Annotated in this window: 26 protein-coding genes and 1 pseudogene; 9 read left to right on the top strand and 18 right to left on the bottom strand. The window is 63.2% G+C overall.

What is annotated here, in order from left to right:
- Positions 1-74: 74 nt before the first annotated feature.
- The 5 genes and pseudogenes from rplI to RJ527_19105 all read right to left on the bottom strand — a co-directional run bounded on the left by rplI (position 75) and on the right by RJ527_19105 (position 3098).
- Positions 75-680, bottom strand: a pseudogene (gene rplI / locus RJ527_19125) (50S ribosomal protein L9).
- 15 nt (positions 681-695) lie between these two features.
- Complete coding sequence (locus tag RJ527_19120; protein ID WND76118.1) at positions 696-1646, bottom strand: DUF2232 domain-containing protein; 951 nt, start codon at positions 1644-1646, stop codon at positions 696-698.
- A gap of 52 nt (positions 1647-1698) precedes the next feature.
- Entirely contained in the window at positions 1699-1959 is a 261-nt protein-coding gene (gene rpsR / locus RJ527_19115) for a 30S ribosomal protein S18 (GenBank protein ID WND76117.1), read from the bottom strand.
- Positions 1956-2405: a 30S ribosomal protein S6 gene (gene rpsF, locus RJ527_19110; GenBank protein ID WND76116.1), complete on the bottom strand. Its 450-nt coding sequence runs from the start codon at positions 2403-2405 to the stop codon at positions 1956-1958. The genes rpsR and rpsF overlap by 4 nt, the downstream gene beginning before the upstream one ends.
- A 174-nt stretch (positions 2406-2579) precedes the next feature.
- On the bottom strand, positions 2580-3098 hold the full coding sequence (locus RJ527_19105) for a hypothetical protein (GenBank protein ID WND76115.1): 519 nt from the start codon (positions 3096-3098) through the stop codon (positions 2580-2582).
- Between the two features lie 193 nt (positions 3099-3291).
- On the opposite strand from RJ527_19105, the gene fabD reads away from it, so the two are divergent.
- The 7 genes from fabD (at position 3292) to RJ527_19070 (ending at position 9268) form a co-directional block, all read left to right on the top strand.
- Entirely contained in the window at positions 3292-4251 is a 960-nt protein-coding gene (fabD, locus tag RJ527_19100; protein ID WND76114.1) for an ACP S-malonyltransferase, read from the top strand.
- 45 nt (positions 4252-4296) lie between these two features.
- Positions 4297-5034 (top strand): 3-oxoacyl-[acyl-carrier-protein] reductase, encoded by a 738-nt coding sequence (fabG, locus tag RJ527_19095; protein WND76113.1) that lies wholly within the window; start codon positions 4297-4299, stop codon positions 5032-5034.
- Positions 5035-5217: 183 nt separating this feature from the next.
- Complete coding sequence (locus RJ527_19090; GenBank protein WND76112.1) at positions 5218-5451, top strand: acyl carrier protein; 234 nt, start codon at positions 5218-5220, stop codon at positions 5449-5451.
- Between the two features lie 79 nt (positions 5452-5530).
- The gene (gene fabF / locus RJ527_19085; protein WND76111.1) at positions 5531-6796 is read left to right on the top strand and encodes a beta-ketoacyl-ACP synthase II; all 1266 of its coding nucleotides are present in this window, start codon (positions 5531-5533) and stop codon (positions 6794-6796) included.
- Positions 6797-6810: 14 nt separating this feature from the next.
- Positions 6811-7806, top strand: coding sequence for an endolytic transglycosylase MltG (gene mltG / locus RJ527_19080; GenBank protein WND76110.1), 996 nt, complete (start codon positions 6811-6813; stop codon positions 7804-7806).
- Positions 7807-8042: 236 nt separating this feature from the next.
- Positions 8043-8930, top strand: coding sequence for an OmpA family protein (locus RJ527_19075; GenBank protein WND76109.1), 888 nt, complete (start codon positions 8043-8045; stop codon positions 8928-8930).
- A gap of 179 nt (positions 8931-9109) precedes the next feature.
- The gene (locus tag RJ527_19070) at positions 9110-9268 is read left to right on the top strand and encodes a DUF3309 family protein (GenBank protein ID WND76108.1); all 159 of its coding nucleotides are present in this window, start codon (positions 9110-9112) and stop codon (positions 9266-9268) included.
- Between the two features lie 24 nt (positions 9269-9292).
- Here the strand turns inward: RJ527_19070 and RJ527_19065 are convergent, their stop codons facing one another.
- The 8 genes from RJ527_19065 to RJ527_19030 all read right to left on the bottom strand — a co-directional run bounded on the left by RJ527_19065 (position 9293) and on the right by RJ527_19030 (position 14806).
- Positions 9293-9994 (bottom strand): Crp/Fnr family transcriptional regulator, encoded by a 702-nt coding sequence (locus tag RJ527_19065; GenBank protein ID WND76107.1) that lies wholly within the window; start codon positions 9992-9994, stop codon positions 9293-9295.
- Positions 9995-10241: 247 nt separating this feature from the next.
- Complete coding sequence (locus tag RJ527_19060; GenBank protein ID WND76106.1) at positions 10242-11243, bottom strand: TAXI family TRAP transporter solute-binding subunit; 1002 nt, start codon at positions 11241-11243, stop codon at positions 10242-10244.
- Entirely contained in the window at positions 11227-11754 is a 528-nt protein-coding gene (locus tag RJ527_19055; protein ID WND76105.1) for a DUF6134 family protein, read from the bottom strand. The genes RJ527_19060 and RJ527_19055 overlap by 17 nt, the downstream gene beginning before the upstream one ends.
- A 190-nt stretch (positions 11755-11944) precedes the next feature.
- Complete coding sequence (locus RJ527_19050) at positions 11945-12148, bottom strand: DUF3185 family protein (GenBank protein WND76104.1); 204 nt, start codon at positions 12146-12148, stop codon at positions 11945-11947.
- Positions 12149-12168: 20 nt separating this feature from the next.
- On the bottom strand, positions 12169-12486 hold the full coding sequence (locus tag RJ527_19045) for a BON domain-containing protein (GenBank protein WND76103.1): 318 nt from the start codon (positions 12484-12486) through the stop codon (positions 12169-12171).
- Between the two features lie 95 nt (positions 12487-12581).
- Positions 12582-12824 carry a YMGG-like glycine zipper-containing protein gene (locus tag RJ527_19040; GenBank protein WND76102.1) on the bottom strand — a complete coding sequence of 81 codons (243 nt, stop codon included), beginning with the start codon at positions 12822-12824 and terminating at the stop codon, positions 12582-12584.
- Between the two features lie 363 nt (positions 12825-13187).
- Positions 13188-13952 carry a short-chain dehydrogenase/reductase gene (locus RJ527_19035; protein WND76101.1) on the bottom strand — a complete coding sequence of 255 codons (765 nt, stop codon included), beginning with the start codon at positions 13950-13952 and terminating at the stop codon, positions 13188-13190.
- Positions 13953-14032: 80 nt separating this feature from the next.
- A complete protein-coding gene (locus tag RJ527_19030) occupies positions 14033-14806 on the bottom strand; it encodes an SDR family NAD(P)-dependent oxidoreductase (protein ID WND76100.1) in 774 nt (257 codons plus the stop codon).
- Positions 14807-14924: 118 nt separating this feature from the next.
- On the opposite strand from RJ527_19030, the gene RJ527_19025 reads away from it, so the two are divergent.
- On the top strand, positions 14925-15818 hold the full coding sequence (locus RJ527_19025) for a YicC/YloC family endoribonuclease (protein WND76099.1): 894 nt from the start codon (positions 14925-14927) through the stop codon (positions 15816-15818).
- 19 nt (positions 15819-15837) lie between these two features.
- On the top strand, positions 15838-16470 hold the full coding sequence (gmk, locus tag RJ527_19020) for a guanylate kinase (protein WND76098.1): 633 nt from the start codon (positions 15838-15840) through the stop codon (positions 16468-16470).
- Here the strand turns inward: gmk and rsmA are convergent.
- The 5 genes from rsmA to lptG are packed head-to-tail and all read right to left on the bottom strand — an operon-like array spanning position 16467 to position 23075.
- Positions 16467-17306 carry a 16S rRNA (adenine(1518)-N(6)/adenine(1519)-N(6))-dimethyltransferase RsmA gene (rsmA, locus tag RJ527_19015; protein ID WND76097.1) on the bottom strand — a complete coding sequence of 280 codons (840 nt, stop codon included), beginning with the start codon at positions 17304-17306 and terminating at the stop codon, positions 16467-16469. The two genes, gmk and rsmA, sit on opposite strands and share 4 nt — an antisense overlap.
- 7 nt (positions 17307-17313) lie before the next feature.
- Positions 17314-18288, bottom strand: a complete 975-nt coding sequence (pdxA, locus tag RJ527_19010) for a 4-hydroxythreonine-4-phosphate dehydrogenase PdxA (protein WND78089.1) — start codon at positions 18286-18288, stop codon at positions 17314-17316.
- Positions 18289-18335: 47 nt separating this feature from the next.
- The gene (locus tag RJ527_19005; GenBank protein ID WND76096.1) at positions 18336-19637 is read right to left on the bottom strand and encodes a peptidylprolyl isomerase; all 1302 of its coding nucleotides are present in this window, start codon (positions 19635-19637) and stop codon (positions 18336-18338) included.
- Between the two features lie 19 nt (positions 19638-19656).
- The gene (lptD, locus tag RJ527_19000; GenBank protein WND76095.1) at positions 19657-21936 is read right to left on the bottom strand and encodes an LPS assembly protein LptD; all 2280 of its coding nucleotides are present in this window, start codon (positions 21934-21936) and stop codon (positions 19657-19659) included.
- A gap of 38 nt (positions 21937-21974) precedes the next feature.
- On the bottom strand, positions 21975-23075 hold the full coding sequence (gene lptG, locus RJ527_18995; protein WND76094.1) for an LPS export ABC transporter permease LptG: 1101 nt from the start codon (positions 23073-23075) through the stop codon (positions 21975-21977).
- Positions 23076-23082: the final 7 nt, after the last annotated feature.

Here is a 23082-nt window from a genome sequence, read left to right as displayed (position 1 = left end):
GCGGCGGCGGCAACGGCGCGGGCTTCGGCATCGGCCTTTTTCTTGGCGGCGGCTTCGGCCTCGTCGGCGGCGTCCTCGGCGGCTTCGGCGACGGCCTCACCGGCGACGTCTTCCTCGAATACGGCGTCCGCCTGGGCGGCGACGGCTTCGGCGGCCTCGGCCGCGATGTCGGCGGCTTCCTTGGCGTCATCGCCGACAAGGGCCACGCCGGTGTCGGACTGGACCTGGGCCTCGTCCGGCGTGCGGGCGACGTTGGCGGTGATGGTCACCGTGACTTCCGGGTGCAGGCGCACGATCACGTCATGCAGGCCCAGGGTCTTGATCGGGCGGGCCAGTTCGACCTGATGGCGGGCGACGGTGAAACCGGCGGCTTCCAGGGCCTCGGCGACGTCGCGGGCGTTGACCGAACCGTACAGCTGTCCGGCTTCGCCGGCCTGACGGATGAGGACGACCTTTTGGCCGTCCATCTTGGCGGCGACGCCTTCCGCTTCCTTGCGGGATTCCAGGTTCTGGGTTTCGAGCTGCGCCTTCTGGGCCTCGAACACGCGCTTGTTGTCTTCGGTCGCGCGCAGGGCCTTCTTCTGGGGCAGCAGGTAATTGCGGGCAAAGCCGGCCTTGACCTTAACCACGTCGCCCATCTGGCCCAGTTTCTCGATACGTTCCAACAGGATCACGTCCATTGCGATCTCTCCTAATTAATCATCATGCGGCGAGGTGCCGCCTGCGGGGCCGGTCAGCCGATGGCGGATGCCGCCCCATTGTTCCAGAACGCCGACCGCGGCGGTCACGAGAAGACCGGCCCAGCCGACAACGAAAATTAGAAAGTAGACAGCCACCAGGGCCAAGGTCCCGTTGCGGACCCGCCGTGCCCAGTGGTGAATGACGGCGAGGCCCAACAGGAAGAACGGCACGGCCAGGGCCAAGGTCAGGTTGCGGGCGAGGAACTGAACCTCGCCGCTTGCGACCAGGGACACCAGGGCCGCCCCCACCATGGCCCAGGAAATCCATTCCGGCAGGACCATGTTGGCGTACCGCGGGGTCGGACGCAGGTTGCGCCCCATCCGGGCCAGGAAGGCCTGCGCCACGGCGGCGCTGACCAGGGCCATGATGACCCAGCTCGATCCCAGGGATGCCGGCAGAAGCGGGCCGTAAAGCGCCACCATCTCGTCCCGCGCCGCCTGCGGCGTGTTTGGCGACATGGCCGCCAAAACGTCGGTCAGACGGTCGGTGACGATGGTGCTGAGACCCGTGCCGTTGGCGTAGAACACCAGACCCGCCAGAAGCATCATCGTCGCCGCCATGCCGGACAGGCCGGCGACGATCGGACCCGGGGCCATCCATTCCGTATGGCCGTCGGGTGCCGTGCGTTGAAGCATGGCCTGCCGGATCACGGTCCAGGCCGGCAGCAGGTGGACCAGGGCGAATACCCCGGCCACCAGCACGCCGCCCAAAGCCGTCGCCGCGACGAAACCGCTGAGCGTCGCCACCGTGCCCGCCGTCGCGCCGAAGGCGAAACCGGCCATGTAGATGGGCAGGGCGGCAACATAGAACAGCAACAACCCACCGGGGGCGCCGTTCAGGGCCGGCATGGCCGCCACCAGGCTTAAAAGACCTGCACAGATGGCGATCAGGAACGATTTCGGCATCGGCTTAAGTATCCCTGTTCCGTGCCCCGTTTTCGCGGGGCACGGTTAGCAGTTACTTCACCACGTAGGGAAGCAAGGCAAGGAAGCGGGCTTGTTTGATGGCTTTGGCAAGTTCACGCTGTTTCTTGTTGGAAACGGCGGTGATGCGCGAGGGGACGATCTTTCCGCGTTCGGAAATGAAGCGGCCCAGCAGGCGTGTGTCCTTGTAGTCGATCTTCGGACCGTTCGGCCCGGCGAACGGGCAGCTTTTGCGGCGCCGATTGAAGACCGGCCGGGCGCTACGGCCGGCGGGCTTTCCGGATTCTTCACTCATGCGTCGTCTCCTCTGTCGCGATTGCGACCGGAGTCGCCACCATCAAAATCAGGGCGCGGGCCACGGTCGGGGCGGTCGCCCCGGTCAGGGCGCGGGCCCCGGCGCGGACGTTCGTCGCCGCGGTCCTTGTTCTGGATGATCACGGACGGACCTTCTTCAAGTTCGTCGACGCGCAGGGTCATGTGACGCATGACGTCTTCGTTGATCCGCATCTGGCGCTCCATCTCGGCGACGGCATCGGCCGGCGCGTCGATGTTCATGAGCATGTAGTGGCCCTTGCGGTTCTTCTTGATCCGGTATGCGAGGTTGCGCAGCCCCCAGTATTCTTTCTTCTGGATGCTGCCGCCGCCGCCGGCGATGGCTTTTTCGAAGGTTTCGACCAGACCGTCGACCTGAGCGGCCGAAATGTCGGGTCGCGCGATGAACACGCTTTCGTAATAAGGCATATAAGCTCCCTTTGGCTTGTCTCAGCCCCCACACTGGGGACATAGCCGGTCATCCGAGTTTCCTGACCGACAAGGAGGTCGGGGAATTTGCCCCGAGGCGGCGCACTATACACATTCCCGGAACCGGCGCAAGCGCGCAGAACTCTTGGATTTAGACGTCGGTGAAGGGAGGGATCAGCCTTCCTTTTTCGTCAATTGCGCCGCCTTTGCGTTCAGCCATTGGAACACGCCGAGGCCCAAGGTGATGACGACGGCGGTCAACAGCAGGTACACCGGATAGATCAGGCGCTGAATATCGTTATCCTTGATCGAGCCGAAGATCAGCACGATAGCTTCCAGGCTGATGGCGATGGTGATGATGGTGAAGAACTTCGTCAGCGTCGCCCGGGCTTCCGATGCGGCGCCCAGTTCCCGGTTGCGGAACACCTCTTCGTCCAGCAGATACTTGGACACGTCAATGACCGCCAGCCCCAGGACCGACAGGGCGACACCGTCCAGCAGGGGCGTGATGATGCCGGTACCGGCGCGGAACGCTTTCCAGATTTCGGCAATGCCATAGCCGACAATGCCGATTGAAATGCCCAGCAGGATCAAGGCGACGACGAAATAGATCGCTTTTCCGCATAGTACGGAAATTCGCACCTGGGCGTCCTCGACGTCGTAACTCTTGGTTTCCTTGGCTTCGTCACTCACGTCCGGGGCTTCCTTATCAATTGGTACATCTCAGAGCATCTGATATCTTATTCAGTAATTTCAATATTTTAAAGCTGCGGGCGGTGACGAGGCCGCAGCGGGGATGGGGGCGCGTCCGTGTGCCCTTGACAGGCCGGGGGCGGGGCGGCAATACCTCTCGCCCCAATTCAACGAAGGGAGCACGGTCGCTTTCATGGCACGCGCACTGATTTTTCCGGGGCAGGGGTCCCAGACCGTGGGCATGGGCAAGGACATCCATGATGCCTTCGCCGCCGCCCGCGAGGTCCACCAGGAAGTGGACGAAACCCTCAAACAAAAGCTTTCCAAGATCATGTTCGAGGGGCCGGAGGACGAACTGACCCTGACGGCCAACGCCCAGCCCGCGATCATGACCGCAAGCCTGGCCGTGCTCGCCGTGCTGAAATCCGAAGGCGGGTTCGATCTCAAGGCGCGGGCGGATTTCGTCGCAGGCCACTCGCTCGGCGAATATTCGGCGCTGGCCGCCGCCGGGACGTTTTCGCTGGCCGATACGGCCCGCCTTCTGAAGACGCGCGGCACGGAAATGCAGAAAGCCGTTCCCGTCGGTCAGGGCGCCATGGCGGCGCTCATGGGCCTGGAGATGGACGCGGTGGAAAAGGTCTGCGCCGACGCCATGGCGGCGCCCCAGGCCGTCGAGGGTGAGGTCTGTCAGGCCGGTAACGACAACGCGCCGGGCCAGATCGTGATTTCCGGATCGACTGGCGCGGTCGAACGCGCCATCGAGATCGCCAAGGAAGCGGGCGCCAAGCGCGCTGTTCTGCTGCCGGTGTCCGCCCCCTTCCATTGCGCCCTGATGCAGCCCGCCGCCGACGCCATGGACGAAGCCCTGGGCGGCGTTCAGATCAACGCCCCGGCCGTGCCGGTGATGGCCAACGTCACCGCCGCCCCGGTCGAGGATCCGGGCGAGATCAAGCGCCTTCTGGTCGAACAGGTGACCGGCATGGTGCGCTGGCGGGAATGCGTCGCGCAGTTGAAGGCCCAGGGCGTCGATACCCTGGTCGAGATCGGCTCGGGTAAGATTCTGGCCGGTCTGGCGCGCCGCATCGACCGCGAGATCAACGTCGTCAACGTCGGCACGCCGGACGAGGTCGAGGCCTTCCTGGCCTCACTGTGACGCGGGCCGGGCTGTATAACTGAAGAAAAGGTGGAGGAAACCGCGATGTTCGATCTTACGGGAAAAACCGCCCTGGTCACCGGGGCCTCGGGCGGCATCGGCGGGGCCATCGCCCGCGCGCTGCACAGTGCGGGTGCCACGGTCGGCCTGTCGGGCCGCCGGGTTGAGGCGCTGGAGCCCTTGGCCAAGGAACTGGGTGACCGCGCTTATGTCCTGCCCGCCGACCTGTCGTCGGCCGAAGGCACGGATAAGCTGGTCGCCGACGCCGAATCGGCCATGGGCGGCATCGATATTCTGATCAACAACGCCGGCCTGACCCGCGATACCCTGATGCTGCGCATGAAGGACGAGGACTGGCAGGAGGTCATCGACGTCAACCTGACCGCCGCCTTCCGCCTGTCACGGGCGGTTCTGCGCGGCATGATGAAGAAACGCCTGGGGCGAATCATCGGCATTACCTCCATCGTCGGGGTCACCGGCAACGCGGGGCAGGTCAATTACGCGGCGTCCAAGGCCGGCATGATCGGGATGTCCAAGTCGCTGGCCCAGGAAGTGGCGGCGCGCGGCATCACGGTCAACTGCATCGCCCCCGGCTTCATCCAGACGGCGATGACCGATGACCTGACCGACGCCCAGAAAGAGGCTATCATGGGCGCTATTCCGGCGGGCCGCATGGGGACGTCGGAAGAGATCGCCGCCGCGGCGCTTTACCTGTCGAGCGACGAAGCCGCCTACGTGACGGGCCAGACAATCCACGTCAACGGCGGTATGGCCATGATCTAGCCCAAAATTCCGGCCCTCGCGGGGGCGTGAACGATGGTGTGTAGAGGTGGCTGGTCAAACGCGTTCGATATGTGATAGGAAGCGGGCGAACTTGGTCCGGGACCCCCGAAATCCCGCCGCCACCGTCAGAATTTCAACCTTTATTTCCTGATCCATCAATAGGGAATCAACAGGGGAATCGATATGAGTGATGTTGCTGAACGCGTAAAGAAGATCGTCCACGACCACCTCGGTGTGGATGAAGCCAAAGTTGTTGAAAACGCGAGCTTTATCGACGATCTGGGCGCGGACAGCCTCGACACGGTGGAGCTGGTCATGGCATTCGAGGAAGAGTTCGGCATCGAGATTCCCGATGACGCCGCCGAGAAAATCCTGACCATCAAGGACGCCATCGACTTCATCGAATCGCAGCAGTAATCCTGCTCGGTTTCGTCCCACCTGCGCCCGCCCCCTTCGGGGGCCCGGGCGTTCGTGCGGCCTGATGAGATAAGCGAACATGAGACGCGTCGTCGTTACCGGATTGGGTATCGTCAATTCCCTCGGCACGGGTGTGGACCTTAACTGGTCGCGCCTGCTGGCCGGGCAGTCCGGGATTCGTAAGCTCGAGGGCTACGAAGAATACGACTTGCCGGCCAAGATCGGTGGCACCGTGCCCCTGGGCGACGGCGCCGACGGCACCTTCAATGCCGAGGCCTGGGTCCCGACCAAGGACCAGCGCCGGATGGACACGTTCATCATTTACGGCATGGCCGCCGCCATTCAGGCGATCGAGGATTCGGGCTGGAAACCGGAAGCCGACGAGGACCGCTGGAAGACCGGCGTCCTGATCGGTTCGGGCATCGGCGGTCTGCCGGAAATCGCCGGTGGCGCCATTACCGTGCATGAAGGCCGTGCCCGGCGTCTCAGCCCGTTCTTCATTCCGGCCAGCCTGATCAACCTGGTGTCTGGCCATGTTTCCATCCGCTATGGCCTCAAGGGTCCGAACCACGCGGTGGTCACGGCCTGTTCGACCGGGGCGCACGCCATCGGCGACGCCGCCCGTCTGATCATGTGGGAAGACGCCGACGTAATGGTCGCCGGCGGGGCCGAGGCCGCGATCTGCCCCCTGGGCGTCGCCGGTTTCTGCGCCGCGCGGGCCCTGTCGACCGGCTATAACGACACGCCCGAAAAGGCGTCCCGCCCCTGGGATCAGGGCCGTGACGGCTTCGTCATGGGCGACGGCGCCGGCGTGGTGGTGCTTGAGGAACTGGAGCACGCCAAGAAGCGCGGCGCCAAGATTTATGCCGAGATCGTCGGTTACGGGATGTCGGGCGATGCCCATCACATCACCGCCCCGGCGGAAGACGGCGACGGCGCCTTCCGCTGCATGCAGGCGGCCCTCAAGCGCGCCGGCATGAACCCGGAAGACATCGATTACGTGAACGCCCACGGCACCTCGACGCCGCTCGGCGACGAGATCGAACTGGGTGCCATCAAGCGCGTGTTCGGCGACGCCATCAAGGGCATCTCCATGTCCTCGACCAAATCCGCGGTCGGTCACCTGTTGGGGGCGGCTGGTGCGGTCGAGGCGATCTATTCGATCCTCGCCATGAAGAACAGCATCGTCCCGCCGACCCTCAACCTGGACAACCCGTCCGAAGCCTGCGTCGGTGTCGATCTGGTGCCGCACAAGCCCAAGGAACGTAAGGTGCGCGCGGCCCTCTCCAACTCCTTCGGTTTCGGCGGCACGAACGCTTCTTTGGTGTTCAAAGCCTACGACTGATTTAAAGTCGCGGCATGATCCGCAGGCTTTTCCTCGCAACCCTGTTGATGGCCGTTCTCGCCGCACTTGCGGCGGGGGGCGGCTGGCTGTGGTTTTCCAAACAGATTTCCCGTGACGGGCCGCACGCGATGGACGCGGTCGTGCTGATCCCGCCCGGCAGCCATATTCAGGCCATCGCCCAGACGTTGGTGAAGCGCGGCATCGTCCGCTCCGCCCTGCTGTTCCGCCTGGCCGGCCGTCTGGACGGGGCCGACCGCGCCTTGAAATCGGGCGAGTTCCGCATCCCGGCCTGGGCCAGCGTGACCGGCGTGCTCGACGTCCTGCGCCGGGGCGAGACGGTGGCCCGCACCGTCACCATCCCCGAGGGCCTGACCGTGGCCGAGGCGCTCGAGATCGTCGCCAAGGCGGAGGGGCTCATGGGCCCCCTGCCGGCGCCGCCGGACGAGGGCCGCATCCTGCCCGAGACCTATCACTATGCCTATTACGACACCAAGGCCCAGGCCGTGCGCCGCATGGAACAGGCGATGGACGCGGCCTTGCAGAAGGCCTGGGCGGAACGGGAAGAAGGTTTGCCCCTGAACAGCCCGGCGGAGGCTCTGGTGCTGGCGTCCATCGTCGAAAAGGAAACAGGCGTGGCGTCGGAACGCGCGCGGGTCGCGGGGGTGTTCGTCAATCGGCTCCGGCGCGGCATGAAGCTGCAGTCGGACCCGACGGTGATTTACGGCCTCACCCAGGGCAAGGCGCCCCTGGATCGCGAGCTGACCCGCGCCGATCTGGACACGCCGACGCCCTGGAACACCTATGCCGTCGCCGGCCTGCCCCCCACGCCCATCGCCAATCCAGGTCTCGCCGCGATCGAGGCCGTGCTGCACCCGCAGGCGACCAAGGACCTTTACTTCGTGGCCGACGGCACTGGCGGCCACGCCTTCGCGGAAACCCTCATCGAGCACAACCGCAACGTCGCCAAGTGGCGGAAGATTCAGAATTCAGGCAAGCCGGGTTTAAAATAAATAAACAATATTTCTCCTTATTTTTTAATGATTTAAACAATTTAAATTAAATTCATGTGCAGTTATTTGGTATTTATTTAATAGCTATGTGCTGTATTGAACATCGCTTGTTTAATTCACCAAGTATTATTGGTCTAATCTTCAGCAAACTCCCACGCCAGGAAAAGAGATCGAGCCGCATCAGGCAAATGATGATGCGGCCCAAGAACCCACGCAATTTTATTGAGGATCTGACCATGAGACCGATCAAATATCTGCCCGTTATCGCCGTCGCGTCGTTACTCGGCGCCTGTGCCAATCAAGCACTGGACACGAACGTTATGGAAGTGCGCGGATTGTCGCAGGCCGGCAGCGCATTTCAGCAGGCGCTGCACCGCAACTACGTGGCGCTCGCGCAAACCGAAATTGACGAAGCGCATCCCGAGGCCACCAGCTACTACAACACGAAGGCGCGTCAGGCTGCCGCCAACTTCCAGGTGATGCCGACGAAGATGGACGAGCGATCGATCCCCGACCCGTTCGTCAAGGAACTAACGGAAGCCCGTGCGAAGATGATGCGCGTGCTTGACGCCGGCGGCCCCACCCGTGCGACCGAGCCGACGGCCCGCGCACAGACCCAGTTCGACTGCTGGATGGAAGAGCGGGAAGAAAACTTCCAGCCTGAAGATATCGCGACTTGCCGCGTTGGTTTCCTGAATGCCATCGACGAGGCGTCCCGGATCGTCTTCGCGGAAGCCAAGCCGATGCCGAAACAGAAGGTCGCCGTAAAATCTCCGCCGTCCCCGACCCTCGAAGTGGCGTCTTTCTCGATCTACTTTGACCACAACAGCTCGACCCTGAACAACAACGCCTTGGCGATGAATAGCGACATCGCCGCGCGCATCAAGGAAACCCAGGCGACGAGCGTGACGGTCAACGGCTACACCGACCGTTCCGGCGAGCGGGAATACAATCGCCTGCTTGCAGAGCGTCGTGCCGCGACGGTTGCCGACGCCCTTGAAGCGACCGGTATCAAGCCGACGATCGGTACCCAGTCCTTCGGCGAAGACCGGTCCGCCGTGCCGACCGCCGATGACGTTCGGGAATGGCACAATCGCCGCGTGGTCGTCACCTTAAGGAAGTAGGACGAGCCGGCGCGACCAAGCCCCTAAGATCAACTTTACGGCGCCGGCTATGTCCGGCGCCGTTTTTCTTCGCGTCATCACGCTTATCGCCACCGCCCGCGTGCCGCAATCAACTGGCCGCAGGTCTGGTTTCCTCTACGTGCGCCATTGCGGGCGCATCCTTCAACAAGGAGAATGAAATGAGTCTCGGGACCATCGTGATTATCATCTTGCTGCTGATGCTGGTTGGCGCGCTGCCGACGTGGCGGCACAGCAGAAGCTGGGGCTATCTTCCGACTGGCGGATTGGGCCTCGTCCTGATCGTCGTTCTTGTGCTGCTGTTGCTCGGGCGAATTTAGCCATCGGCGAGAGACTGGACCGGCCTAGTCGTGAACGATGATATTCAGCAGCGCTGAATGCACCTTCAACTCGCCGTTGTATTCAATCAGGCCGAGCTTGCGGAACTTGTTCATGAAGAAATTGACTCGTGACCGGGTCGTGCCGACCCTCGCGGCCAGGGCTTCCTGGCTGACCTTCGGCACGACGACCTCCAGTTTTCCTTCCTTGCCGAAGTTGGCGAGAAGCAGAAGTACCCGCGCCAGACGCTTTTCGCTGGAGTTGAATAACTGGTCGACGAGATCGGCTTCGATCTGGATGTTGCGTGTCAGCAGGAACGACATGAACATTTCAGACAGCTTCGGCTGCTCCAGAAGCACGCGGACCATCGCCGCCTTATCAACGGCGACGGCCGTGGTCGGCTTGGTCGCATGGGCCGATGCCAGATAGAACTCCTGTCCGACCAGGCATCCCTCTCCGAAGAAATCACCGGCGCCAAGGGTTCCGATAACGCCTTCCTTACCCTGGTCCGAGACGACGGTTATCTGCACGCCGCCTTTCTCGATGTAGTACACGGCGTCGGCGGGATCTCCCTGCCTGAAGACCAGATCCTTGGCTTGATACTTGATGCTGCGCCGGCCAACGCCGACGGACGTTAGAAACAGCTTTGCATCGAACTTTTGGCCAGGCTTGGGTTGCTTCGGTTTGGATTGTTTCGGTTTAGGTTGCTTCGGTGACTGGTTGGTCATGATGCCTCGCTTCTGGGTTTTGGATTGTTCGGACGGACGGAACCTTGTGCACGACAAGGTTCAACGAACGTAGAAATGGGCGGGTTTGGAGGGCGCATTGCTTATTTTCGATCGAACGAGCAATGCGAATTTCAACAAAAAGTCTAACATGGCGACGGTCTTCCTGTCCTTACCGAACAGGACCAGTGCGGATTGAACCGCTGTGCGGGCCATGCGCATTGACGATTATTTGCCGCCACCGGGGTATTTACGGGTGCCATCCACGTTCCCGGTAGTACCGGATGGCACCGGGATGGATCGGTGCGTGGCCGGCGGCATTCACCATGTCGGCGACCGACAGCATGGCAAACGCCGGGTGAAGACGCCGAAAGTCCTCGATGTTCTGGAAAACATTCTTGACGATCTTGTAGGCAAGCTCTTCGGACAATCCGGTCGTCGTCACAACGACGGTCCGCACGCCGATGGTTTGCACGTCGCGTGGATTGCCGCGATAAGTCCCGCCGGCAACCACGCTGCGTTCGTATTCGGGGTGGTCCTGCAACATCTCATTGATCTTCGGGCCGCGGACGTCCACCAACGCGCCATGGCACATACGCACGACGGCCTGAATCAATCCGCTGGGGTGGGCGACCTCGTAGATGATGGCGTCCAGTTCGTCGGCGCAGAACGCACGGTACTGTTCCGCAAGGGTCAGCTGGCGCACCTCCGCGAATTCGCTTTCCGATACACCCAACGCCGCCATGATCCGTTGCATGGCGATCCGCTCGCCGGACCCAGGGGTGCCCATGTTGATACGCCGGCCGCGCAGTGCGGCGGCATCGCGGGTTCCCAACTTCCGGCGGGCGACGATTGTGAAGGCATCGGCATGGCCGGCGAACAGTTTCCGCAAGTCGGTGTTGGGGCCGTCCGCCGCGAATTCTCCGGCCCCAGCCACCGCGTCGGCCAGAACGTCGGACTGCAAAATCCCGACTTCGATCGCGCCGTTGCGCAGCGCGCGGACGTTGGCGGCAGGGCCGTCCGAGAGCCGGGCCACGCAGCGGTTTCCGTTGGTTGCTGTTTCAAGGTTAAACAGCCGGCAGATCGAATTGCCCAGCGGATCGTGGGCACTGCCCGGGGGGGCGGTTCCGATCGTCACATCCGGCGGCGGTATCACGAGCGCGCAGGCTGAGACCAAGGCGAGTGCGCCGACACAGGCGGCCACGGCGGCGGTCTGCCGGAAATTTTCAGAGTAATTACGATATGAGCGCATATTCGAGAATCTCTCCCTGCCGCTCCAACAGGCTTTTCACCCAACGGCCGTCGGCGTCGAAGAACAGGCTCCCGGCGTAATCGGGCGTGATGATGCGAAAGCGGCTGGCCATGATCGGCCCTTGAGGCGTGTCGACCGGTTCCGTGCCAAGGGGCTTTACGACGAGCCCGGACTCGCCGCCGTTTTGGACGTCGATGATCCTGCTCTCATGGATCAGGCGGTTGTCCCAAAGCGTGTTCGTGGTCAACAACGCGCCATCCGCCAGAAATGGGCCGCCCGTGCCATCGATGCGGAATCCGTCATGCGTTACATGTCCCGAAACGGTGAGGTCCGTGCCGTTGTCATCCGTCGTGCTTTCGACGGATACCAGGCGGCCCGACCGCCAGGTTTCCACGGCCTTATGTTCGAACCGAAAGGCCGTGAAGAACAGAACCTTGATGGCGATATCGACGTGCGACGTAACGACGAGGTAGTCGTCGTTACGGAGAAACGAGACGCTATGCGTGCCCACGGGGGAGCCCTGATACAGCGCCAGAAATTTTAGGTCCTGCGGCGGCGCCGCTTGGACCGAAGCGGGAAAAACAGACGCGAAGACCGGCAACGCCAGAACGGTCGGGGCCAATTTGAGCAACTGGCGCCTGGTTAACAGGTCTCTGTTGACATGATTATCCATCCAACGCCATCGCCCATCCGCGTTCGTTCTATTTCCGCAGAAACAGAGCAATGCCGCCGAAGACAAGTGCGAGGAACCCGCCGACGATGTACCACATCGTTTCGTCCGTATAGCGCCCGGTCAGTGAATTATGAAGTTGGTCAAGCGGTGCATCTTTGGCGTTGAAACCGAAGCCGAGCAAGACCAAGCCGATGGCGAGGGCGGCTAGGCCGACCGCTTTCGTCATGTTCATTTCTATCTCCCCGACGGCATCTACTGAACGATGAGGTTGTTACGCACCGAGCTAACACCCGTTACGCCGCGGGCGACCGCACCCGCTCGTTCCCGGCTCTGGTCCGAGTCCACCCAGCCGCTCAATTGGACAACCTTCTTCAAGGTTTCCACGTTCACATGGGCCTTCTTCAGCACCGGGTCATCGATGATTGCGGCAATCACCTTGCTGGTGATCGTCGCGTCATCGATGTATTCCCCCGCCGTTTCGCGCCCTGACATCGGATCGCAAGCCATGACGGACAGGATCACGACCGCCGCACCCAGAAACTTCAAAATACGCTTGTAACTAAACATCATGATATTTCCTTGCGGCTGGTTGTTGGTGTCCGTCACATCCGCCCGTAGGTGGGGGCGGATTTGGAAGTGGCGTCCGAAACCCGGACGCGCCGTGCTTATTTCCAGGCCGGTTTACCGAGGTTGATCTTGTCTTCTTTGGTGAGGGCACCCGTGCCCGCGCCGATCGCGGCGCCGATCGCGGCACCCTGGACCGGTGCACCGACCAGCAACCCGCCGACGGCCCCAACGCCGGCACCAATTCCAGCGCCGGAAATGGCGCGGTCGGACGTGCTCGACCCACATGCGGACAAACTCAACACCACCGCCGCAGTGAGTGACATCAACGAAATGGTTTTCATAACTCGGTCTCCTTAAGGGCCACTATCGTGGTCGCACCGGCGGCGAATGCCGTGGGTGCGTCTTAGTTTCGCGTCGCGAATCTGCAATCGAGAGGACGAGGCGCATCCGGTTCGGGCGCGTGTTCAATTGGGAGGGCGGAAAGATTCGGAGGTACCCAATTGGGCCGCGATCATCACTGCGCATATAACGTAAAAAAAACTGCCGAGCCTTTCTGTGCCCGGCGAGTTTCGGGGAAGGATTCAAGGCATTAGGGGAATCAATAATTCGCTATAAAAGATCAAATTCTTCCGCCGCGCTGTCCTAAATTGCACAGTCGGTGATAATTCGGTCGCCTGCTCGGATATCTGCTTTCGTGGCTGACCCTATTCCTTGCCCCCGTCAATGGTCAGGATCGTGCCCGAGGTATAGCTCGACAGCGGGCTGGCGAAGAAGGCGACCGTATGGGCGACCTCTTCCGGCAGGCCCGCGCGGCCGAACGGCAGGGACTTGTGCAGGTCGCGCCAGCGCTCGGCGTCGCCGAACTGCGCCTCGGCCTTGGTGCGGGCCAGCATGATGGCGCGCTCCGTCAGGATTGCCCCCGGATTGATGCCGATCACGCGGATGCCGTCGGCATGGGCGCCATGGGCCAAGGCCTTGGTAAAGCCCATCAGGGCTGCGTTACCTGCCGCCCCCGCGATGTAGCCGGGCGGATGGCTTTCACCCGCATGGCCGATGATGTTGACGATAACGCCCAATTTCCGCGCCGCCATGGCGGGATAGATTTCCCGGCACATGGAAATGAAGCCGTAGACCTTCAAATCCCATGCTTTGCGCCAGGTCGCGTCATCGACCTCGGCCAGGGTGCCCGGCGGAATGGCGCCCGCGTTGTTGACCAGGATGTCGATCTCGCCCACCTGCGCGGTGACGGATTTGACCGCGGCGTCACTCGACAGGTCGGCGGCGATCACCTGGACGTTCACTTGGTTCTTGGCGCGGATCGCCTGGGCCGTGTCCTCAAGGGCCCGGGCGTCGCGGGCGACCAGGATCAGGTCGCAGCCCTCGGCCGCCAGAACCTCGGCGACGGCCTTGCCGATGCCCTTGCTGCCGCCGGTGACCAGGGCCCGTTTGCCCGAAATCTGTAAATCCATGGATGTCTCTCCCAGAACAGGATGTGGTGTCTGATTGCAGGGAACGGCACGGAAGGGCGGCGGTCAAGCGGCCGTGCGCGCTACCACTCCCGCCCGGAAAGCTTGCGGTTCAGGATCGGGTCAGTCCAGGCAGGCGGCAGGGCGGCGAGTAGCCAGACCGCCAGATGCATCTGCCAGGGAAAGACGATGCGGGCATCGTCCCTGGCAAGACCGCGTCGAATGATGGCCGCTGCCTTGTCCGCCGGCATCAGGAACGGCATGTCGAATGTGTTGGCGTCGGTGATGCGGCTTTCGACCCAGCCGGGGCAGACCACGTTGACCCGCACGCCGGTTTTCAGGCGCTCGCCACGCAACCCTTCGCCCCAGGTCTTGACCATGGCCTTGGACGCGGAATAGGCCGACGACGTCGGCAGGCCCCGGAATCCGGCGATGGAGGCGATCAGGGCGATCTGCCCCGCATTCCGCGCGTCCATGGCGGCCAGGGCCGGCAGCGCCGTGTTGACCACGCCGTCCACGTTGACCGCCAGGATGCGCCGCGTGCGTTCGGGCCCTTCCGGCAGGCCCGAGGTTGAATTGGTGATGCCCGCGTTGGCGATGACGAGGTCCAGGGGCGTCTTGGCGTCGGCCTCGGCGATCCAGGCAGCCATGGCGTCCGCGTCGGTCACGTCGATGACCCGGCCTTCCGCAGTCGCCCCCCGCTGGCGGCATTCTTCGGCCACGGCATCAAGCCGCCCCTCATCGCGCCCGGACAGGTATATCGTCGTGCCGTGCCCGGCATAGGCCAAGGCAAGGGCGCGGCCGATGCCGCTGGAGGCGCCGGTGATGAGAACGGATTTAGGATGGCTGAGGCTCATGCATCGGTTATAGGGGGCTGTTGGGGGGCATGGGAAGCCTGCGCCGCTTGTTGGCGGCGAATGCGCTCGGTATAAGTTTCGCATTACCCTTGGCAATACGACCGAAAAGGAAAGCACTTTGGCCATCAGCTCAATGACCGGGTTCGCCCGCGCCGAAGGCAGCCTGGACGACCTTGTCTGGGTCTGGGAAGTGCGCAGCGTCAACGCCAAGGGCCTGGATCTGCGGTTCCGCCCGCCGCCGGGGTTCGAAGCCCTGGATCCCCTGGTCCGGGCCAAGGTAAACGAAAAATTCAAACGCGGCAGCGTGTCCGTGAACCTGTCGACCCGGCGCGAGACGGGCGGCGGCGCTTACCGCATCAACGACGATTTCCTGGCCCAGGTCACGGCCCGCATGGCGCGCCTGAAGGACGAGGTGCCGGACGCGCGCCCGCCGTCGCTCGACGGCATCCTGGGCCTGCGGGGCGTGATCGAGCCCATCGACGAGATGATGGCCGAGGACGATTTCGAGATCATCGCCAAGGCCATGATGGCCGACCTGGGCAAGGCGCTGAAAGGTCTGGCCGCCATGCGCGACGAGGAAGGGGCACGCTTGCTTACGGTGCTTTCGGCGCAGATCGATCAGGTCGCCGACCTGACGGCCCGCGCGGGCCAGGTCGCGGGCGCCCAGCCCGACGCCATCCGCCAGCGCCTCAACGACCAGATCCAGCGCTTGGTCGCCGACAACGCGGCGATGCCCGAGGAACGCCTGGCCCAGGAGGCGGCCATGCTGATGACCAAGGCCGACATCCGCGAGGAGTTGGACCGTCTCGCCGCCCATACCCAGGCGGCGCGGGACCTGCTGGCCAAAACCGAAGGCCCCGTCGGCCGACGCCTGGATTTTCTGTGTCAGGAATTCAACCGCGAGGCCAATACGCTGTGCTCCAAATCGCCGGATACCGATCTGACGACCCTGGGGCTCGACCTGAAAACCGTGATCGACCAGCTCCGCGAGCAGGTCCAGAATATCGAATAGGCAAGGCGGGACGGGACGGATGGTGGAGATTTCACGCCGCGGCATGATGCTGGTGCTGTCGTCGCCGTCGGGGGCGGGCAAGACCAGCATTTCGCGCCGGCTTCTGGCCGAGGAAACGGGCATCGTCATGTCCGTGTCGGCGACCACGCGTCCGCCGCGCCCCGGCGAGATCGACGGCAAGGACTACTATTTCTACGACCAGGAAACCTTTGCCCGGATGGTTGCGAACAACGAGTTTCTGGAACACGCGACGGTGTTCGACAATTCCTACGGCACGCCGAAGAAACCCGTGTGGGATGCCCTGGATCGGGGCCAGGACGTGCTGTTCGACGTTGACTGGCAGGGCACGCGCAAGCTCAGGGAAAGCGCCCGCGAGCATCTGGTCAGCGTGTTTATCCTGCCGCCGTCCATCGCGGAACTGGAAAGCCGCCTGAAGGGGCGCGGCCAGGATTCCGACGAGGTCGTCGCCGGGCGCATGGCGCGCGCCAAGTCGGAAATGAGCCATTACGAGGAATACGACTACATCGTCATCAACGACGATCTGGATACCAGCGTCGAGAACGTGAAGGCGATCCTCAAGGCCGAGCGTCTGAGGAAGGACCGTCGGACGGGGCTGCTCGATTTCGTGCAGGGAATGGGCGTCGCGGGCTAGGCGTTGCGTTCCGCCAGCAGCCGCGCCAGGGCGCAAAATTCCGCCACCGTGAGGTCTTCCGCCCGGGCTTCGGGGTTGATCCCCACCTGCGCCGGATCAAGCCCCAGGCCTTTCAGGCTGGAACGCAGCATCTTGCGCCGCTGGCCGAAGGCCGCCTGGGTCACCTGTTCCAAATCCGTCATCACCGCCGGCGCCAGGGGAGCCGCGCGCGGGATCACTTCAACCACGGTCGAGGCGACCTTGGGCGGCGGCGTGAAGGCTTCCTTGGAGACGTTGAACAGCGGGCGCACCTGGGCCCGCCATTGGGTGACGACCGACAGTCGCCCGTAAGCCTTGCTGCCCGGCGCGGCGGTCAGGCGATCGGCGACCTCTTTCTGGAACATCAGAACCATGCGGGTGAACTGGTCGGCCTGGCGCAGCCATTGCAGCAGCAACACCGTCGAGATGTTGTAGGGCAGGTTGGCGACGATGGCGCGTGGGGCGGGGGTGAGGGCGGTCAGGTCCGTTTCCAGGGCATCGGCCTCCAGGATACGCAGGCGGCCCGGATAGGCGTCCTGTAGGACCTGTAGGGCGGCGACGCAGCGGCGGTCCTTCTCGACGGCCCAGACGGCGTCGGCGTCGCTTGCCAACAGGGCCCGGGTCAGGCCGCCGGGCCCGGGGCCGATCTCGATCACGTTGACGCCGCAGAGCGGGTCCGCCGCGCGGGCGATGCGCCCGGTCAGGTTGCTGTCCAACAGGAAATGCTGGCCTAGGGATTTGCGCGCGCCTAAGCCGAAATCGCGGATGACGTCGCGCAGCGGCGGCAGGTTCGGTGGCGCGTTCGGCGGGGTGCCCATGGCGAGGTCAGCCGCCCCGCGCCCGGTTGGCGGCGATCAGCCGAGCGGTCATCATGGCGGCGACCAGACTTTGTTCGCTGGCTTGGCCGGTGCCCGCGATATCCAGCGCCGTGCCGTGGTCGGGCGAGGTGCGCACGATGGGCAGGCCCAGGGTCACATTGACGCCGCCGTCGAAATCCAGCGCCTTGACCGGGATCAGCGCCTGGTCGTGATACATGCAAATGGCGGCGTCATAACGTTGCCGCGCACGGGGGCTGAACAGAGTGTCCGGCGGGGCCGGGCCGGTTGCGTCAATGCCCTCGGCACGGAGCAATGCCACGGCCGGGGCCACGATGTCGCGGTCCTCGGTGCCCAGCGCCCCGTCCTCGCCGCCGTGGGGGTTCAGGCCGGCGATGGCCAATCGTGGGTTGTCGATGCCAAAGTCGTGTTTGAGCGCCGCCGCCGTGATGCGGCCCTTGGCGACGATGGCCTGGGTGGTAAGGCCCGCGACCGCGTCGCGCAGGCTGATGTGAACGGTCACCGGCACCGCGCGTAGCGCGTCGCAGGCAAGCATCATCACCGGCTCGTCCCCGCCGCAAAGTTCGGCGATATATTCCGTATGTCCCGGATGCTTGAACCCGGCGGCGTAGAGCACGGATTTCTGGATCGGATTGGTGACAAGGCCCGCGGCGGCACCGTCGAGCGACAGATGCACGGCGCGCTCGATGGCGCGGACCACGGCGCCCGCATTGGCAGGATCGGGCGTGCCGGGGGTGACGGGGGCCGGCAGGCGTTCCGCCAGGACGGGCAGGGCGCGGTCGAACAGGGCCACGGCCTCGCCCGGGTCAGAGATTTCCTCAACCGGAATCATGATCCCCAGAAGATCGGCAAGGGTCCGCAGGCGATCCGGGTCGTCGATCGTGAAGAACGGGCCGGTGCGACCGCGCGCCGAGGCCCAGGCACGCAAGGTCAGTTCCCCGCCGACCCCGGCGGGTTCGCCCATGGTCAGGGCGAGCGGTCGAGGAGCGGTCGCCGCGGTCGTGGCCACGTCTATCGCCGTTCGATGAAGGCGTTTCGCCGAAGGTCGCGCAGGAACTGCCGCGCGGCCAGGTCCAGCCGGTCGTTGACCAAGCGATTGCGGACCTGAGCCCGCAATTGCGCCTGGGCGTTTTCCGAGATGCGTTCGCAGACCATGAACAACATGAACGCCCCGGGGACTTTGATGACCTCGCTGGGCTTGCCGTCGGGAAGGTCCTTGATGGCGTCCCGCACCAGGGGCGACAATTGGCTGGTGCGGAGACGCAGAGTGTCAGAGGTCAGTCCGCCGGCGACCGTTTTCGGCATCGCGGCCATGGTGGCGCAATTGTCGGCGCGCAGGCGCAAACGTTTCGTAAGGTCGCGCTTTCCTTCCAACTCGCTGGCCGGGCCGGTGTCCGAGACCGGGATCATCAGTTGTTGCAGCACGATGTTGGGATCGACAGTGGGACCGGCGGCGCCCTGGGATACGCGCTGATCCCGCAGCCAATAGATTACCCAACCGGCGGCGGTGCGGATGGGCGGAGAAAAATCCCCGGTCTTAACGGAAGAAAGGGCGCGCGAGACTTCCGGCGCCAGCGAATTCAGGGAGATCCAGCCCAGGTCGCCGCCGACGGCGGCGGTCGGGCTCTGCGAAAAGGTCGTGGCCATTGCCTGGAACGGCGTGCCGCCCTTCAGTTCACCCAGAATTCTTTCGGCGACGGCCCGCACCTCTTCGTTCTTGGGCTGTTCGTCCACGGGCAGGAAGATTTCCGACAACAGGGCCACGGGCTTACCCTTTTCGGCTTCAAGGCGGGCGATTTCTTCGTCCACCTCCTCGTCGGCGATCTGGGTCAAAGCGCGGAACCGCAACCGGAGAGCATCGTTCCACGCCAGGTCGGCGCGGATCTGCTGGTACAGAACGTCCTTCGAAAGGCCCAGGCTTTCCAAAAGGTTGAGCATGCCGTTCGCGGGCATGCCGCGGGCTTTCTCGAACCTTTGGACGGCGGTTTCGACGGCCTTGTCGGTGATCTCGATGCCGAGGTTCTTTGCTTCCTGGCGTTTCAGTTCCTCGTCGATCAAGGTATCGACGATTTTGGGTGCCAATTGTTGCGCCGTTTCGCGGGTGGCAGGCAGACCGGATATGGCGATGACGAGCTTCAGGCGTGCGTGAAGATCGTATTCCGAGATCGGCACGTTGTTCACCGTGGCGACAATGCCCATGCGTTGTGCCTGGGCCGGCGCCGACAAGCCGACGGTAACCGCCAATACCAGGAGGGCGGCAAATCGGGCGACCAGGAGGAATGAGGCGGCGCGGAGTCCGGCGGAAGCAATCATGATCTGCGGTAATCGCATTTTAGAAGGTGATCTGTCCAAGGGTCTTTAACAGCAGGTTGATGGTAAAGGCGTCTGTTGGTTGCAGATCTCTGTCCTCGTAGAATGTCCGCGACAGGCGGGTCGTGACGATCAGGCACTCGTTTTCGAACACCAAGTCGCTGACGATTGAGCGCATTTCATTGGCGGCCAAGTCACGGACGGCGCTGAAGTTGATGCGCCAGTCCCGCGACACTTGCGAGGATGCGGAGAACGACAGTTCCTCACGGCCCGTGAACTCACTGTCCGCCGGCTCTTCAAAGAAGATATAGCCGACAGACCCGCGTAGCAACGGGACACCGGCGCTGGCTTGCACCTGATGGCGCCGGGCGGAAAATCCGTCCTTGGCGATCTGCGTGCGGTAGGCGAGATCAAGATAGCTCGAAGGATTTATGCGGGCGGTGGCGACGATGTCCGACAGGTCGTCTTCCAGGCCGCTGCCTTCGGAGAACGTGTCGTCGGTATGGAATCGGTACGTCTGGCCCACGAGGAGGGAAAGACCGAGGCCCGTCGGCCCGTATAGCCCCCATTTCAGGCCGTAATTGACGCGGGTGCCGCCTTCGACCCGGTCGATGCCGCCGAAGCGGTTCACGTCGAACAGGTTGGTGTCGTCGAATTCGAATTCCTGGCTGTCCTCGTTCGGGATTTCCGCCGGGTTTCCGCCATTTGGGCTGGTGATGACGTTGATGATGGGCTCAAGCGTCTGGCTGGCCTTGCCCAACTGGCTGATCAGCGGGAACCGCCAGTCGAGGGATGCATAAGGATAGATGCGGCCGGTCATGCCCGTGAAATCGGTGTCGTTCGCGCGGCTCACGTTGTTGACGTGATAGGCGTCGGCCCATATTCCGGTGGAGAAGTTGAACAGGTTGCCGATGGAATCGGAAAACCGCCGGTTCCACGAAGGGCGGATCGATAGGCGCCGGGTGTCGTTGCCGCTTTCGTCGCGCGACACGGCGAGCAGGCTGGCATCGACGTTGAAGTTGCCGCCGAAGCGGTCGGGCTCACCGACGTGGCTGAATTCGACCAAGGGCAGGACCAGGGGGCTGTCGATGGAATCCGCCTCGGCGCGCTGGTCTTGGAAGGAATAGGCATTCACCGCAAGATAGTTGCGGCCGCGGAACCCTTCGGCGAAGATCCGGCTTTCCAGCACGGGCTGGCTGTCGAAGCCGAACCGGCGCAGGTAGGTGTCATCGGTGGCCCGGTTGATGTCGAAACCGGCGCGCCAAGTTTTGTTTATGTCCCAAATGCCTTCTGAGAACACGTGGCCGCGGAAATCGCCTTCGGAATCGTTGATGCCGCTGACCTCGGTGTCGAGCTTGCCGTTCATGAACCGCTTGCGGTAATCGAGCGTCAGTTGGAGCCCCTCGGATTCGGAAAATGCCGGTGTCGCGGTGACGTCGGACGATTCGTCGAAGGGATAAAAATAGGGCAGCCGTGTCACGAACCCGAGGTCGGACGATCCGCCAAACCCGGGGGCCAGGAACCCCGCCTTGCGCCGGATGCTGGGATCGGGGTGGATGAAATAGGGCGTATAGAGGACCGGGTAACCGTAAATTTCGAGCCAGGCATCCCGGTATTCGATCGTCTTGCTGCGCTTGTCGTGAATGACGCGGACGGCCTTGATCTGCCAGAGCGGCGGCGCGTCGGGGTCTTCGGCGCATTGCGCGCAGGGCGTATAGACCCCTTTGCGTAATTCGGTGACGACGGCGCCGGAGCGCTTGGCGCCCTCCGCCGCGAGACGGGAGCGGTCGGTGAGAATGAGGCCGATGTTGCGGACAAGGCCGTCCTTCAGGTCGCCGGTGATGGTGATCTGGTCGGCGAACAGGGTTTCGCCGGACGGTTCCAGAATGGTGATGTTTCCGGCCGCCTGCACGATGTCGGTATTTTGATTGTAGGTCACCTTGTCGGCCAGCATCGTGCGGTCGCCGTGGGTGATTTCCACGTTGCCGTAGGCCGACACCAAGCCATTTTCCTGATCGAAGCTCATTTCATCGGCCAGCAGGTTGACCGGGACTTCCGGTTGTCCCTCGGTCGATGCAGGCAGTTCGCCGCGCGGGCCCTGGGTCGCGCGGGGCAGCGTTGGCCGGACGGGCTCGGCGATGGGGGTGGGGATGCCCGGGCGCGTAAGAGGGGCATCGGCAGAGGCCGCGGAAGGCCGCGGAGATGTCTGAAACAGAATGCCGAGCGGCCGTTCGGCGGTCGCGCCGGTCAGGCCGGCCTGCGCCGGCGCCGCCAGAACGGTCGCCAGAAGCGGCGCGGTCAACAGGCTGAAAATTCTTTGCCGACGGTTCTGCATGGCGTTCAGCCGTCTTCCAGATGCAACAGCATCGCGGCGCCCAGCATGGTCGCGACGCCTGACGGGGTCCACGCCGCGAGCAGCACGGGAATGCTGTCCGACAGGCCAAGGGCGAAAACGATGTCGGAAAAGAAATAGAGGACAAACCCGGTCAGCACGCCGCCCGAAACGATGTATGTCGTGCCGCCGCGCCGGGTCTGGCGCAGGGTAAAGGTCGCGGCGATCAGCACCATGGCGCACATCAGAAGCGGCGCCGACAAAAGCGTGTGCCAGTACAGGCGATGGCGGACGGCCGAAAACCCGGCGGTCTCCAACGTGTTGATGAAGTGTGGCAGGTCCCAGAAGGACATGGTTTCCGGCGGCGCGAAATTGTCCTGGATGCGGTTGACGGTAAGGTCCGTCGGCAACCAGTAATCCTTCTCGAACCGGGCGGGGGCCTCGGGTTCGAACAGCCAGGCTTCCTTGAGGTGCCAGAAGCCGTCCTCCAGGCGGGCGGATTGCGCGTCGATCCGCTGACGGAACGTGTCCTTGCCTTCATATAGGAAGACCAGGACGTCGCGCAGTTCGACCTCGCTTTTCTGTTGCAGGACGCGTTCCGCGTGAACGACGCTTTGACCTTTGTCATCGGCCTGGCGCAGCCACAGACCCGAATTGGAAATCGACAGGAAACTGGTGTGCCCTTCGATGCGGGTCGCCTCCAGCCGTTCGTAGCGGGCCAGCATGGACGACGACAAGGGATTGATGACCGTGATTTGCAGAAGGCCCAGCAGGAAGGCAAGAAACAGAACCGGCAGCATGAACTGCCAGGCGGAAATTCCCGTCGCCCGGGTCACCACCAGTTCGTTGGTCCGCGTCAACCGCCAAAAGGCCGCCATGCCGCCGAACAGAATGGCGAAGGGGAAGGTTTTCTGTCCCATGAAAGGAAGCTTGAGAAGGGACATCTCCATGACCATCGCGAAGGTCACGGCATCGTGCTGGGCCGTGCGCCGCAGCAATTCGACGGAATCGAATAACAGGATCAACATCAGGAACAGGCAGAAGATGCCAAGAAAGCTGATCAGAAAATGGCGCCCGATATAGACGGAAAGGATCGCAGACAACCGCATGCCGTTC

The sequence above is a fragment of the Thalassospiraceae bacterium LMO-SO8 genome (assembly GCA_031655335.1).
In the GTDB taxonomy this organism is placed as follows: Bacteria; Pseudomonadota; Alphaproteobacteria; order Rhodospirillales; family Casp-alpha2; genus UBA1479.
The sequence above is the reverse complement of the archived record's forward strand: the minus strand, read 5'-3'. Positions and strand labels throughout refer to the sequence as shown.